The organism is Clostridium sp. (assembly GCF_016650035.1).
Taxonomy (GTDB): Bacteria; Bacillota; Clostridia; order Clostridiales; family Clostridiaceae; genus Clostridium_AD.
The window spans coordinates 49,590-62,988 of the sequence record NZ_JAENWM010000014.1 but is presented as its reverse complement, the minus strand read 5'-3'; the positions used below and the strand labels follow the sequence as shown (position 1 = coordinate 62,988).

16 protein-coding genes, 2 tRNA genes and 1 rRNA gene are annotated in these 13,399 nt (G+C 29.0%); 16 read left to right on the top strand and 3 right to left on the bottom strand.

Translation table 11 applies throughout. The features are described 5' to 3' along the window. Positions 1-22: 22 nt before the first annotated feature. From rrf to JJD95_RS05360, 4 genes are all read left to right on the top strand, one after another. Positions 23-139: ribosomal RNA gene (rrf, locus tag JJD95_RS05375) — 5S ribosomal RNA — on the top strand. A 5-nt stretch (positions 140-144) separates the two neighbouring features. Beyond that, positions 145-220 (top strand) — tRNA-Phe (locus JJD95_RS05370). A gap of 5 nt (positions 221-225) precedes the next feature. Beyond that, a tRNA-Cys gene (locus JJD95_RS05365) sits at positions 226-300 on the top strand. Between the two features lie 400 nt (positions 301-700). After that, complete coding sequence (locus tag JJD95_RS05360) at positions 701-1,192, top strand: hypothetical protein (RefSeq protein WP_291641110.1); 492 nt, start codon at positions 701-703, stop codon at positions 1,190-1,192. Between the two features lie 77 nt (positions 1,193-1,269). On the opposite strand, the gene JJD95_RS05355 is transcribed toward JJD95_RS05360, so the two are convergent. Then, a complete protein-coding gene (locus JJD95_RS05355) occupies positions 1,270-2,427 on the bottom strand; it encodes a M20 family peptidase (protein ID WP_291641108.1) in 1,158 nt (385 codons plus the stop codon). A 255-nt stretch (positions 2,428-2,682) separates the two neighbouring features. On the opposite strand from JJD95_RS05355, the gene JJD95_RS05350 reads away from it, so the two are divergent. From JJD95_RS05350 to JJD95_RS05310, 9 genes are all read left to right on the top strand, one after another. After that, positions 2,683-2,895, top strand: a complete 213-nt coding sequence (locus tag JJD95_RS05350) for a sigma factor G inhibitor Gin (protein ID WP_291641106.1) — start codon at positions 2,683-2,685, stop codon at positions 2,893-2,895. Next, complete coding sequence (locus JJD95_RS05345; protein WP_291641104.1) at positions 2,874-4,322, top strand: aminotransferase class I/II-fold pyridoxal phosphate-dependent enzyme; 1,449 nt, start codon at positions 2,874-2,876, stop codon at positions 4,320-4,322. The genes JJD95_RS05350 and JJD95_RS05345 overlap by 22 nt, the downstream gene beginning before the upstream one ends. Before the next feature lie 39 nt (positions 4,323-4,361). Further along, entirely contained in the window at positions 4,362-4,982 is a 621-nt protein-coding gene (gene tmk, locus JJD95_RS05340; RefSeq protein ID WP_291641102.1) for a dTMP kinase, read from the top strand. A gap of 14 nt (positions 4,983-4,996) precedes the next feature. Then, positions 4,997-5,326 carry a cyclic-di-AMP receptor gene (locus JJD95_RS05335; protein WP_291641100.1) on the top strand — a complete coding sequence of 110 codons (330 nt, stop codon included), beginning with the start codon at positions 4,997-4,999 and terminating at the stop codon, positions 5,324-5,326. Between the two features lie 79 nt (positions 5,327-5,405). After that, positions 5,406-6,350 carry a DNA polymerase III subunit delta' gene (locus JJD95_RS05330; protein WP_291641098.1) on the top strand — a complete coding sequence of 315 codons (945 nt, stop codon included), beginning with the start codon at positions 5,406-5,408 and terminating at the stop codon, positions 6,348-6,350. Between the two features lies 1 nt (position 6,351). After that, on the top strand, positions 6,352-7,263 hold the full coding sequence (locus JJD95_RS05325) for a stage 0 sporulation family protein (protein ID WP_291641096.1): 912 nt from the start codon (positions 6,352-6,354) through the stop codon (positions 7,261-7,263). Positions 7,264-7,273: 10 nt separating this feature from the next. After that, positions 7,274-7,492 (top strand): heavy-metal-associated domain-containing protein, encoded by a 219-nt coding sequence (locus JJD95_RS05320; protein ID WP_291641094.1) that lies wholly within the window; start codon positions 7,274-7,276, stop codon positions 7,490-7,492. Positions 7,493-7,590: 98 nt separating this feature from the next. Beyond that, entirely contained in the window at positions 7,591-7,851 is a 261-nt protein-coding gene (locus JJD95_RS05315; protein ID WP_291641093.1) for a YkuS family protein, read from the top strand. A 149-nt stretch (positions 7,852-8,000) separates the two neighbouring features. Next, positions 8,001-8,663 carry a LysM domain-containing protein gene (locus JJD95_RS05310; RefSeq protein WP_291641091.1) on the top strand — a complete coding sequence of 221 codons (663 nt, stop codon included), beginning with the start codon at positions 8,001-8,003 and terminating at the stop codon, positions 8,661-8,663. A 65-nt stretch (positions 8,664-8,728) separates the two neighbouring features. Here the strand turns inward: JJD95_RS05310 and JJD95_RS05305 are convergent, their stop codons facing one another. Continuing rightward, positions 8,729-9,385 carry a PIN domain-containing protein gene (locus tag JJD95_RS05305; RefSeq protein ID WP_291641089.1) on the bottom strand — a complete coding sequence of 219 codons (657 nt, stop codon included), beginning with the start codon at positions 9,383-9,385 and terminating at the stop codon, positions 8,729-8,731. A 198-nt stretch (positions 9,386-9,583) separates the two neighbouring features. Here JJD95_RS05305 and JJD95_RS05300 point away from each other — a divergent pair, with 198 nt between their 5' ends. The 3 genes from JJD95_RS05300 to JJD95_RS05290 all read left to right on the top strand — a co-directional run bounded on the left by JJD95_RS05300 (position 9,584) and on the right by JJD95_RS05290 (position 12,540). Then, positions 9,584-10,327: a tRNA1(Val) (adenine(37)-N6)-methyltransferase gene (locus JJD95_RS05300; RefSeq protein WP_291641087.1), complete on the top strand. Its 744-nt coding sequence runs from the start codon at positions 9,584-9,586 to the stop codon at positions 10,325-10,327. A 59-nt stretch (positions 10,328-10,386) separates the two neighbouring features. Then, positions 10,387-11,229, top strand: coding sequence for a 16S rRNA (cytidine(1402)-2'-O)-methyltransferase (gene rsmI / locus JJD95_RS05295; RefSeq protein ID WP_291641085.1), 843 nt, complete (start codon positions 10,387-10,389; stop codon positions 11,227-11,229). A 213-nt stretch (positions 11,230-11,442) separates the two neighbouring features. Further along, on the top strand, positions 11,443-12,540 hold the full coding sequence (locus tag JJD95_RS05290; protein WP_291641083.1) for a C40 family peptidase: 1,098 nt from the start codon (positions 11,443-11,445) through the stop codon (positions 12,538-12,540). Positions 12,541-12,667: 127 nt separating this feature from the next. Here JJD95_RS05290 and JJD95_RS05285 read toward each other — a convergent pair whose 3' ends face one another. Next, positions 12,668-12,916, bottom strand: coding sequence for an AbrB/MazE/SpoVT family DNA-binding domain-containing protein (locus tag JJD95_RS05285; RefSeq protein ID WP_291641081.1), 249 nt, complete (start codon positions 12,914-12,916; stop codon positions 12,668-12,670). Positions 12,917-13,399 lie beyond the last annotated feature (483 nt).

Sequence of the window (13,399 nt, the reverse complement as noted above, 5' to 3'; positions counted from 1 at the left end):
GAGAGAATATTTATATTCTCAATCTGGTGATTATGGCATGAAGGTAACACCCCTTCCCATACCGAACAGGTAGGTTAAGCTTCAATGCGCCAATGGTACTGCAAGGGTGACCTTGTGGGAGAGTAGGTTGTCGCCAGGTAATTTGGCTGGATAGCTCAGTCGGTAGAGCAGAGGACTGAAAATCCTCGTGTCCCTGGTTCGATTCCTGGTCTAGCCACCAGTTAAGGCGCTATAGCCAAGCGGTAAGGTCAAGGTCTGCAAAACCTTCATTCCCCGGTTCAAATCCGGGTGGCGCCTCCAAAGTATTTTGTGATTTATTACAAAATACTTTTTTTTGCGTTCTCATTTTGTCTGAGATAATTAAAATGCATAATAGTTTTATAAATTATAAATTATATATTATATGGTTACATCTATATTGATACAACCATACTCTGGTAACATACGTTAGGATATATAAACAAGTTAAGAATTTATGATGTCCCTTAAAAGCTAGTAATATAAAGCTATACTTAGAAATATGTATGTTGATACATGTATATTGATTTAATGGTTGTATATGCGAATATTCAATGCGTATAAGTACCATAGACAACTTAGTACAAGTAGATTAATATATGAAATGCTAGTATAATCACATATGTTGCATAAAACTATTTATGTCTAATATTTAAAGCTAATTTAGGGGGTCTGGAATTATATGTATAAAGAGATGGTGCAAAGGAAAAAGTTTCCAGTTGTGATATTATTGTTTATTACGTTAATTACATTTATATGCTTATCAGATCTATTACCTAATATAAATGTAGGTAACATGAATATAAAAACTTTTATAACTATATTTTTTAATACATTAATGGTTACTTTTTGTTATATTGAGTTTTCAAAATGTAAGATTAAGTATAAATATTCAATAGTGGCAGATCAATTCATTATTCATAAAATTAAAGGTGAAGAGGTTAAAATATTAGAAGATATAAAATTAAAGGATATAGAGTTTATTGGTAAATATAGAAATTGCAAACCTGATATCCGTATTAGTAGTAGTAAGAAATACATTTGCTCTACATTTGCTCAGAGTAAATTTTGTTGTGTATATAAACTAGGAGATAAATTTAAAAAGTTTTATTTTGAACCTAGTGATAGTCTTATGAACAAAATAACCTTATTAAAAGAAAAACAAGTGTTTTAATAAAAAACACATATATAAAAGAAGTATAATTTAGCTAAAATTATACTTCTTTTTTTTACAATAAAATAAGTAGTAAATCATATTTGTAATCTATTTAATTCAAATATAATTTCTTTTAATAAATCTTGCTTTTCAATAATGTCCAGGCCTGTTATGGCGAGAGCTGATGCAGCTTTTATCATATTATTTTTACAAAAATCTGTTTGGGTTTCCTTAGCAAATAAGGATGATGGACAACTTATTGTGGACTTTTCTGTAATTGATATGGATGGATATATGCATGGAGTAATATGGCTTATAGATCCTATTCCTAATCCGTATAGGGCTTCTTTAGATGGCAATATATCAATAATACCGCATTCTTTTAAGTTATGTGTAAATAATCTTGATAAACCTCTATTAGTTAAAAGCTCATCACAAGGTAATTCAAATAAGCTAACTCCGCAGGTTACATTAACAATTGGAGACATTGACTCAATAAAATCTACAATAGTTTTTTCAAATAATTTAGCTTCATTTAATTTATTAGCTCTAAGGTAAAATCTGCACTCTGAATCAGAGTGCGAATCAGAGCAGGATGAGGCATTTATAACAGAAACAGTATCAATAGAATAGCTGCTATCTAGACCTTTTAACAACTGGCTTAACGTACTTAGTATAAGCAAATAAGTGTCTAAAGATGAAAATTTACTGTGGTCTTTATCCTTATTGTTAATGTTTTTATTATATTTTATTTTAATTGGTATTGTAGCCATTGAGGATCCGCTTTCCGCATTGTTAATATCACAATGGGGTGCAATAATAATATCGATATCTTCAAAACATTTTTCTTTTGCAAGCGTTAATTCTGCTCCATTTGAATATTCACCTGGGCATCCTATCAGAATTACACTGCCTCCACTTTTGGATATAACTTTTGATAAGCCCAGTGCTGCAGCAGTAGAAATACTTGCATTTACATTATTACCATAAATATGACCTAAGTTTTCCGTAGATGAATATTTGCATATATAACATATTTTAGGGTGTCCATTCCCATATTGAGCAATGAAGGATGTTGGAATATTACAATAGTTTTTTTGTATTTTAAAATCATGATTTTTTAACATATTTATTATATAAGAACAACCATTATATTCATTATAGCTAGTCTCTGGATTAGTATAAAGGTAGTTTGATAAATTATATATATCTTCTTTTATACTACTTATATAACTTATAATTTCTTGCTTCATAAAATTCTCCTCTCAAAGTTTTGTGCTTGTTGACATAATTAGTATAACCAAAGGTGCATAAAATTATTGATATACACACAAAAAAATTAAAAGGTCGAATAATAATTTTAAAAAGCTAGTTATAAATTAAAATGTAGATAAATATATTTCAAATTATTATGTGGACAAAATAAGAAATAGCACTTGCTTGAATAAAATATATTATAAGAGGCTATACTTTAGGTAGTTTTAAATCAGCAAGATTAAGGGGGAATTATGATAAAAGAAAAGTGTATTATATGTAGAAAGCCTCTAAATGATGGTATAATAATAAATGGAAGAGGGATTTGTAACAATTGTGAGGAAAGACTGATAGAATCAAATACTAACACGGATTTTTATGAATATTACAAGAACTGTATAAGAAAGACGTTAGTACAATTTATACCAAGAGGAGTGACTAAGGATTGTCAAGATTACCACTTGTAGAAGGAGTGTTAAAATATATAAAAGAGAAAAATGTTCCCTTTTGTATGCCAGGACATAAAGCAGGGACTGGGTTTTTAGAAACGGCGCAAGGCGAAGAGCTTTATAAAAATTTAATTAAAGCAGATCTTACAGAAGTTGATGGTCTAGATAATCTTCACAGTGCAGAAGGAATAATAAAAGAGTCTGAGCAGTTATTGAGTGAATATTATGGCAGTGTAAAATCTTATTTTCTAGTCAATGGAAGTACTAGTGGGAATTTATCTATGATTTTTTCATCTTTTAAAGAGGGTGATAAAATAATTGTGGAGAGAAATTGTCATCGTTCAATATTTAATGCTATTATTATGAGAAAACTTAAACCAGTGTATATTAAAAATAAAATTCATTCTAACTACGATGCTCCTTTACCTTTAGATAAGGAGCATTTTTTATGTATAGTTAATAAAAACAAAGATGCAAAAGGGATTATTGTTACTTACCCTAATTATTATGGAATATGCCTTGATTTACCTTATGTTATAGAAATAGCAAGGAAATATAACATGAAGGTACTTGTAGATGCAGCACATGGTGCGCATTTTGGAACATGTAAATCATTGCCGGAAAATCCTATGAAATTAGGAGCACACATGGCTGTTATGAGTGCACATAAAACATTACCTAGTCTAACTCAAACAGCTTTTTTACATGTAGGGAGAGATATAGATACCAGTAAAGTGGATTTCTATGTAAGCGCCTTTTTAAGTACAAGTCCATCCTACATGCTTTTATGTTCTATGGATTATGCAAGATTTTATATCGAAGAGTATGGAGAGAGTAAGTATGAAGAATTAATTAAATTATGCGTGTTTAATAGAAAGAAAATTAATAGCTTAGGAAAATTCTATATTTTGGGTCGGGGTGATTTAAAAGATCTATCATCAAATCAAGATTTAGATATTAATGAATATACTATGGATTTAACTAGATTTATATTAAATGTGCCTAAAGGTTATAGTGGTCATAAGTTATTAAAATATTTAAGGGTAAATAAAATTCAAGCTGAAATGAGCGATAGTAGGAATGTTGTTTTGATATTTTCTCTGTTTAACAATGAAAAGGATTTTCAAAAGCTATACATAGCCCTTAGAAATTGTGACATGGATACTTTAAAGGTAGAATATATTCATTTATTAGATTATGATATGCCTATGTCCATTATGTACCCCTACGAAATAATGGATAAAAAAAGAATTATGTTAGAACTAAGGGAGTCAGAGAATAAAATAAGTGCAGCTGCAATAGTTCCATATCCGCCAGGAATACCTATTGTAATGCCTGGAGAAAGGATAGGGTTAAATAGTATAGAGGTCATAGAATATTACGTGCAAGCTAATGTAACAGTACTTGGAATTAATGATGGTAAAGTAGCGACAGTAGAAAAATAGATATTTATAATATCTATATATAACGGTGGAGGTAATTGCATGGAAAGAGGTAGACTAATAGCATTAGAGGGTCCAGATGGTTCAGGAAAAACTACTCAAATAGAATTATTAGAAAAACATCTAAAACAATTAGGATATGAGGTAGTCAGAACAAGAGAACCTGGAGGCACGGAAATAAGTGAAAAAATCAGAGAAATAATATTAGACAATGATAATTCGAGTATGAGCTATATGTGTGAAGCGCTACTATATGCTGCTTCCCGTGCACAACTAGTTAGTGAAATTATAAAACCAGCTTTAAAAGCAGGTAAGATTGTAATATGTGATCGTTTTGTTTATTCTTCAATGGTATATCAAGGGATTGGAAGAGGACTTGGAATGGAAATAGTAAAAGACATTAATGAAGCAGCGCTCGGTGGACTTGAGGCGGATTTAATATTTATGATTACCATTCCTTATGAAGAAGGATTGAAAAGGAAGAAAAAGCAAAGAACTTTGGATAGGTTAGAAAATGGCGGAAATGAATTCCATAAAAAAGTTTTTGAAGGTTATTTAGACATTTGTAAAAAATATGATAAAATAGAAGTAATAGATGGCAATAGAGATATCTATGAAATACATAAAGATTTAATAGATGCCATTAAAAAAATAAAATTATAAAAGGATGGGATTTTATGAAACTAGTTATTGCAATAGTACAAGATGATGATGCAAGTGATTTAATAGAAGAAATAACAGATAAGGGTTTTAGGGTTACAAAACTAGCTACCACAGGTGGATTTTTAAAATCGGGAAATACAACACTATTAATAGGGATAGAAAAGGAAAAAGTAGATGAAGTTCTTGCTATTATAGAGGATATCTGTAAAGTAAGAAAACAAATAATAACATCACCTTCATCTGTAGCAGGGTCAACTGGAGTATATATGCCATTCCCTATCGAAGTGGATGCAGGTGGCGCGAATGTATTTGTAGTTGATGTAGATAAGTATCTAAAAGTGTAACTAACTAGGAGCAAGTATACTTATAAGTAGACAAGTATAATTATAAGTCTATACTTGCTCTTATGCATGGAGGGCTAAAATGAGTTTTGAAAGTATAATAGGTCATAACAGTATAAAAAATCAAATAAGTAAATCTATAAAATTAGATAAATTATCACATGCACATCTTTTAGTTGGAGAGGATGGAATAGGTAAAAGCATATTAGCTAGAAATATAGGGCTTAATATTTTAGGAGAAAATGAAGATAGGAAATATGTGGATTTGGTAGAATGGCGCATCGAAAAAAATAAGAGTACAATAGGGGTAAACTCTATAAGAACTTTAAACGAAGAAATCCATAAAAAACCTTATGAGGGCTATAAAAAAGTTATAATTATTTACGACGCTCATAAAATGACAGTACAAGCTCAAAATGCTTTTTTAAAAACAATTGAGGAGCCACCTAGAAATGTTACTATAATTTTGTTATGCGAAAATCTTGAGGTTATATTGGATACAATAAAATCCAGATGTCAAATACATAAACTAAAAAACTTAAGTGTAGATGAGATGGAAGAATTTTTAAAAATAAATTATACATACTTACCCGTGCAGGATATAAGAGTTATTATAGCTTTTAGTAATGGAATACCTGGTAATGCTGAAAAATTTATTTGTGATGAAAATTTCAAAAATATTAGAAATATTACCTTGGAAATATTGCTCATACTTAGCAAAGTTACTACTGAGGAATTAATCAAATATGAAAAAAAATTATCTGATCAAAAGGAAAATTTTGAGGAAATAATAACTGCATTTCTTTCATATATTAGGGATACTATAATATATAAAGAAATAGAAGAAGAAAACTTAATTATTAACATAGATAAAATATTGTCTATTAAAGAATTAGCTAATACATTTTCATTTAACAAATTAAATGGTATTATAAATATAATAAATGATACTAGAAAGAATTTAGATAGAAATGTTAACCCAGGGTTAACATTTGAAGTAATGCTATTTAAAATGCAGGAGGTTTAATATGGTTAAGGTAATAGGAGTACGATTTAAAAAAGCTGGTAAAATATACTATTTTAGTCCTAATGATATAAATATTCAAAAGGGCAATATGGTTATTGTTGAAACAGTAAGAGGAATAGAATTTGGAGAATGTGTTATTGGTATAAAAGAGATAAAGGAAGATAATATAGTGTCTCCTCTTAAATCTGTCATAAGAAAGGCTACCGATGGAGACGCAGAAAAAGACTCGGCAAATAAAAGAAAAGAAAAAGAAGCCTATGAAGTTTGTGTTGAAAAGATACATAAGCATGAACTTGATATGAAACTTATAGATGTAGAGTATACTTTCGATAATAATAAAGTTATTTTTTATTTTACAGCGGATGGAAGAGTGGATTTTCGTGAACTCGTAAAAGATTTAGCAACTGTATTTAGAACAAGAATAGAACTTAGACAAATAGGAGTTAGGGATGAAGCTAAAATGATTGGTGGGCTTGGACCATGTGGTAGGCCTATGTGTTGTTCAACTTTTTTAGGTGAGTTTGCGCCAGTATCTATAAAAATGGCAAAAGAACAAAATTTATCATTAAATCCTACGAAAATATCAGGTATTTGTGGTAGACTTATGTGCTGCTTAAACTATGAACAGGATACATATGAAAAAATAAGAAAAACACTACCTACCGTAGGGTCTATAGTTGATACTCCTCATGGAAGAGCAGAAGTTATTGGTAATAGTGTTGTAAAGGAAGCAGTTAAAATCAAGATAGAACTTAATGGTACGGATGAGGAAATAGTGGAAGTTAAAATTGAAGATTTAACTTTGATTTCTGGAAGCTATGAAGAGCCTGTTAGTGTTGAAGATGTTAAATTAGAGTTAGCTGAGAATAGCGAAGATTCATATATAATAAAAGAATTATTTAAAGAGAACTAGGGGGATAAATATGAAGGCGGTTATAAAAATTTTCAATATGAGTACTTCAAAAGATATTAGTAATGTTAATTTAGCAATATCGAATAATCAAGGAGTAATTGCTTGTGGAATAAACAGTGAAAGTAAAGAAGTAGAAATAATATATGATGATTATTTTATTTCACTTCAAAATTTAATTGATTCTATTGAAGACGCCTGCTATACAGTTATAGAAAAGACCAGAGATTAAATCTCTGGTTTTTTCTATAGTTAAGGTAATCATAAAAGTAGTTATTTGAATATGCTTCTTAAAATTGGAGATAATAACTTCGAGAGGAGGCGTAAAACATGAAGAAAGTAGCGGTACAAAAGGGATTGAATCCAATTAAAAATTATTTAATTGAGGAAGGGTATGCAGTCAAAGAATTTGATAATAGAAAAAAAAATGCAGGGAATTTTCTCAATAGGTATGATGCAGTTGTTGTTACAGGTGAAAATCAAAATATTATGGGGACGCAGGATACTATATCAAGCACATCAATTATAGATGCCACTGGAATGACAGTTGAAGAAGTGAAAAATCAAATAGAAAATTCTAATAGAATATAAAAATTAATATATAAAGACTGTTAACTTGTATTATAAGGTTGGCAGCCTTATTTTTTTGTTAAATTCAAATTAAATGTATGAGACTAATAAATTGTGTCAATAATTTAAATGTAAATCATTTACTAATAATTATGAAAGGGGTTTTAAATATGAGAATGAAAAAAGGATTAATTACAATATCTACTATAGCGATAGTAATCTTAGGAGTATTTTTTGCTGTAAGGTTTATAGGATCAGGAGATGATACTGCAAAAGAAAAAACGCCAGATAAAAGTGTAGTACAAACAGACAATTCAATAATTGAGAGCAATACTCAGACATTAGCAAATGAAAATGATGAGAGTAATATAAGTTTGAATGAAATGCAAAATGAAGTTGAAGATATTCAAGTGGCAAACAGTAATGAATTGGATGAAGTTTATATTAATGACAAAACTAATGTTGGAATTTATACTGTTAAAAAGAATGATACAGTATTTGGTATAGTGAGCGCACATATGCCTAGCCATGATATAAATGAGATTCTTAATTTTGTTAAAGATAGAAATAATATGGATGAATCTTATAAAATTGCTGAAGGTGACGAAATAATAATTCCTTATGAAAAAGCGATTGAAACAGCAACAGTTCCAGTTTCGGATGCTAAAACTACTGAATACACTGTAAAAAATCAAGATACATTAACATCGATTGCTAAAAATATTATGCCTACTTATGGTGTGAAAGAGGCTATAGAAGTTTTAAAAGAAACAAATGGAATTACTGATGAGAATGATATTAAAGAGGGCTCCGTTATTAATATTCCAAAATAATAGCTATAAGAGAAGAAGTGTAATTTGAGATAATCAAACTACGCTTCTTTTTTTATAATATAAGCTTAAATTTTGAGTATTTTCATTTTGCTACTTTCAGCAAAAATAAAATCACCATCCAAAGTAAGTAAATATTCTATTTTGTTAAACTCGGCAGTAGCCATATGAAAAGCATCATTCACTGATAGTAAGTTTTCGCACATGATTTTTTTAACTAGGGGCATACACTCTTCAGAAATATTTACATATTTAATATTTATAATCTTTTCAACTTCTGAAATTATTTCTACAGACTTATTGTAATAGATTTTCAATAAATTTCGTTTTGAAGAATTTTTAGAAATATTATCAAAATATCTTTTATACGGAATATGAATAAGTCTGTCCTCTCTCTTTTGTTTCAATATTTTTGTATCATGTCGGCTAAAGCTATTTGTAATATATCTAATATTTTCATTTGAGTTATAAGGTTTAGTATTGGTTATTCTACACTGAATATCACTAATGAATAACTTATAAAGTATTTGGTTTAAAACTTCTGCAAACACCATACTGCTTATATAATATTCGCAGCTTCGCTCAGAAAGTAGTTTTAGGCATGATAAACATTCACTATGCTTAATATCATCATCATATATTAAGCTTAGTAGGAAAGATGCGTCTAGTAATACAGAACTTTTATTAAAAACTATATTTTTAAAAGGATATAATATTAATTCCATTTTAAACCTCATTACAATCAATTATTTTATAGTTAATATATATTCATAAGTGTTTGCTAATAGTATTTTTATCATGTATTTATTGTTTATAAAAAAAACATTTTAGTGATTCTATTGATTTTGTAATAAAAATTAAGGTATACTTCTTTTATTGTTATGTATATAGTAGACGTAAAGTTCATAGGAAGGAGCGGTGCAATGAATTTTTTAAGAGACAATGAAACTTTAGATGATCTTAATATAAAGGGAATTCATGTTATTCAAAAAAAAAATGCTTTTAGGTTTGGTGTGGATGCTGTACTGCTGGCTAATTTTGCAAAAGTAAGAAAAAATGCTAAAATTGTTGATTTATGTACTGGTACGGGTATAATACCTTTTATATTAGCAGGTAAAACATATGCAAGTGATATAATTGGTGTGGAAATTCAACAAGAATTTGTAGATATGGCAAATCGTTCGATTCAGTATAATAAATTGGAGCATAGGATTAAATTTATAAACGGAGATCTAAAGGATATAGAACTTATTAAAAAGATTCCTAAAGTGGATATTGTTACAGTTAATCCCCCCTATAAACTTCGTAATTCAGGATTAATAAATTTAAATGATAAGAATGCTATAGCAAGACATGAGATTCTGTGCACATTAGAAGATGTGATTATTTCATGTAGAATTTTACTTAAGGATAATGGACGGCTATATATGGTACATAGACCAGACAGATTAGTTGATATTTTATGCACTATGAGGAAACATAGAATTGAACCTAAACGTATAAGAATGGTGCATCCTAGTGTAAATAAGGCGCCTAATATTGTACTCGTTGAGGGGCAAAGGGATGGAGGAACTTTTTTAAAGTGGGAGCCACCGCTATATGTTCACAATGAAGATGGTAGTTATACTCAGGAAATTGTTGAAATGTATAATTCGAATGGAATTTAATGGTAATTAACCTAAAGCTAGAGGGATAAATGCAAATATTACAGTAAAGGATGATAATAATGGCAGGAAAATTATACTTAGTACCAACTCCAATAGGGAATTTAAAGGATATTACACTGAGGGCATTAGAAGTATTACAAAATGTAGATCTAATAGCAGCAGAAGACACAAGACAAAGTTTAAAACTCTTAAATCATTTTAATATAAAAAAAACTCTTATAAGTTATCATATGCATAATGAACAAGGGAAAAGTGAAAATATAATTAATCAGGTAAAAGAAGGTAAAAACATAGCTATAATTAGTGATGCGGGTTCACCGGGAATATCAGATCCTGGAAGTGTAATAGTCGCAAAGTGTATAGAACAGAATATAGAATTCGTAGTGCTACCTGGAGCCACAGCTATTACTACTGCGCTTGTGTATTCAGGAATGGATACTACAAAATTTATATTTAGAGGATTTTTACCTAGGGAAAACAAAGAAAGAAAGCCTATTATTGATGATTTGTTAGATAGGAGTGAAACACTAATTTTCTACGAGGCGCCACATAGACTTTTAAATACTTTAGAATTTTTATATGAAAATGTTGGTAACAGGAAAATATCCATGTGTAGAGAACTTACAAAGTTGTATGAAGAAATAATTAGGCTTACTTTAGAAGAAGCTATAGAATACTATAAAAAGAACTCTCCAAGGGGAGAATATGTATTGGTAATTGCAGGTAAAAGTAAGGAAGCTATAGATAAAGATGAAAAAGCTAAGTGGGACATGATGACGATACAGGAACATATTCAAAAATATATGGATGAAGGAATAAATAAAAAGGATGCAATGAAAAAGGTTGCAAAGGATAGACATATGCCTAAATCAGAAATATATAAGCACTCATTAAACATTTAACAATTTTTTAGTATTATTGGTAATAAATTATCCTATAAATACAATAACAGTAAAGTTTATGGTAATTTGTGTAAAAAAACATAATATATCTAAAAAGTTTACAAGTTTTCTTATGTTTTTCATTGAGATTTGCTATAAAGTAGTGGTATAATAAAAACGTTGATTTAAAAATGTTTAAATTACATATATTTTTTGATTCGGGGGGTATTTCTAATGCGTAATAAAATAATATCATTGATAGTAACAATTGGACTAGCTACTACAATAAGTATGCAGGTAATGGCAGATCCATTATCAGATCAACTAAAAAGTCAAAAGACTCAACTTGAAATGCAAAATAATGCATATAAGCAAGCACAAAATAATGTTCAAGATATAGAAAATTCAATTGAAAAACTAGATCACGATATGGAAATGCTTTACATAGAAGTGGATAATACAAAAATTAAAATTGGGGAAACTGAGAAAAAGATAGTAAAAACAATAAAAGATATACAAGTTGCAGAAGAGAATATTAAAGAAGAAGAAGACTTATTTAATAAAAGAGTGCGAACTATGTATATGAATGGTGCGGATAGCTATTTAGAAATACTATTGGACTCTAAGGGAATAGAAGACCTTATGTCAAGAGTGGATAACATCAAAAAAATAGTAGAATATGATAATAAAGTCATCGCAAAATTAAACAATGAAAAGATAAAAATTGTAAATCAAAAAGCTGCACTTGAAACTGAAAAGATTAATCTGGTAGAATTAAAAGCTGAAAATGAGAAGAAAATAGTAAGCCTTAAAGAAAAAAGGGAAGCACAAACTAAATTAATTGCAGAAGCTAATAAGCAAGAACAATTATACTCTGGTAAAATTACTGATGCTCAGGCTACAGTAAATGCTACTATGAAGCAAATACAACAGATAAGAGATAGTGCACCTAATTATTCTGTATCTAGAGGGGCAACATCAATTAGCTCTAATGCGATAGTTGCTTATGCTACTAATTTTTTAGGGACACCTTATGTTTGGGGTGCGAATGGTCCTAATTCTTTTGATTGTTCTGGTTTTACGGTATATGTATTTAGGCATTTTGGAATTTCGTTAACTCGTACTACATACACACAGATTACACAAGGGTCATATGTATCAAGAGACAATTTACAGCCAGGAGATTTAGTTTTCTTTGGAACAGGTACACCACATCATGTGGGGATATATGTAGGTAATAACTCGTATATTCATGCACCTCATACTGGTGATGTAGTTAAAATATCTGCACTTACAAGAAGTGATTACCTTAGTGCAAGAAGAGTTAGATAATTTTAATATGGACAGGCTATATTTTATAGCCTTTTTTTTTGGGGTAAATTATAATAATGTATTTTTTCATAAGCAAAAAAAGGGAATCCTATAATTATAGGATTCCCTTTTTTTTATTTGATTCTTATTAAAATTTTTCTTGTTTAAGATGGTCTAGACATGGAGTACATATGTTCTTACCTCTGTAGTTAACTACGTCTTTAACCTCTCCACAAAAAATACAAGCTGGTTGATATTTTTTAAGTACAATCATTTCACCATCAACATAAATTTCTAAAGCATCTTTTTCTGCAATTTCTAAGTTTCTTCTAAGTTCTATTGGGATAACGATTCTTCCAAGTTCATCTACTCTTCTTACAACGCCTGTTGATTTCATAATAAATCCTCCTTAGGATAACAATTTTCGACATATTAGTATTAAAATATTTATAAAAATTACATTTAAGTAAAACTTTATTATAGATTAATTAAGTTAATATTACAAAATTAATATTTAATTCCATCTTTATTTAATATACTACCATATAATACAAATGTCAACATCTTTTTATAAAAATGCAAAATTTCAAATACTAAATTTTACTGATAATATTAACATTATAAATTTAATATATAATTATAAAAAAGATAACTAAACCCGTTGAAATCAGCATATAAATTACTTTTAAATCATAGAATTGCCTAAAAAATAAAATAGCTATTTTATGGGATTGTATAAAAATAAATGTCGAAGGGTTGTACTTTTGATTTGGATATTCTACAATATTAAATTTGATTTTTGGATTATAGAAAAAAGCATTTATTGCTACAGTTTAAAAAAATTAAAACAATAGAAGAATGTCGGAAATAACTTGTAATA

Excerpts from the sequence above, each read along its gene's own strand:
- JJD95_RS05360 (WP_291641110.1), top strand. The coding sequence starts at position 701 with ATGTATAAAGAGATGGTGCAAAGGAAAAAGTTTCCAGTTGTGATATTA.
- JJD95_RS05355 (WP_291641108.1), bottom strand. The coding sequence starts at position 2,427 with ATGAAGCAAGAAATTATAAGTTATATAAGTAGTATAAAAGAAGATATA.
- JJD95_RS05350 (WP_291641106.1), top strand. The coding sequence starts at position 2,683 with ATGATAAAAGAAAAGTGTATTATATGTAGAAAGCCTCTAAATGATGGT.
- tmk (WP_291641102.1), top strand. The coding sequence starts at position 4,362 with ATGGAAAGAGGTAGACTAATAGCATTAGAGGGTCCAGATGGTTCAGGA.
- JJD95_RS05335 (WP_291641100.1), top strand. The coding sequence starts at position 4,997 with ATGAAACTAGTTATTGCAATAGTACAAGATGATGATGCAAGTGATTTA.
- JJD95_RS05330 (WP_291641098.1), top strand. The coding sequence starts at position 5,406 with ATGAGTTTTGAAAGTATAATAGGTCATAACAGTATAAAAAATCAAATA.
- JJD95_RS05325 (WP_291641096.1), top strand. The coding sequence starts at position 6,352 with ATGGTTAAGGTAATAGGAGTACGATTTAAAAAAGCTGGTAAAATATAC.
- JJD95_RS05320 (WP_291641094.1), top strand. The coding sequence starts at position 7,274 with ATGAAGGCGGTTATAAAAATTTTCAATATGAGTACTTCAAAAGATATT.
- JJD95_RS05315 (WP_291641093.1), top strand. The coding sequence starts at position 7,591 with ATGAAGAAAGTAGCGGTACAAAAGGGATTGAATCCAATTAAAAATTAT.
- JJD95_RS05310 (WP_291641091.1), top strand. The coding sequence starts at position 8,001 with ATGAGAATGAAAAAAGGATTAATTACAATATCTACTATAGCGATAGTA.
- JJD95_RS05305 (WP_291641089.1), bottom strand. The coding sequence starts at position 9,385 with ATGGAATTAATATTATATCCTTTTAAAAATATAGTTTTTAATAAAAGT.
- JJD95_RS05300 (WP_291641087.1), top strand. The coding sequence starts at position 9,584 with ATGAATTTTTTAAGAGACAATGAAACTTTAGATGATCTTAATATAAAG.
- rsmI (WP_291641085.1), top strand. The coding sequence starts at position 10,387 with ATGGCAGGAAAATTATACTTAGTACCAACTCCAATAGGGAATTTAAAG.
- JJD95_RS05290 (WP_291641083.1), top strand. The coding sequence starts at position 11,443 with ATGCGTAATAAAATAATATCATTGATAGTAACAATTGGACTAGCTACT.
- JJD95_RS05285 (WP_291641081.1), bottom strand. The coding sequence starts at position 12,916 with ATGAAATCAACAGGCGTTGTAAGAAGAGTAGATGAACTTGGAAGAATC.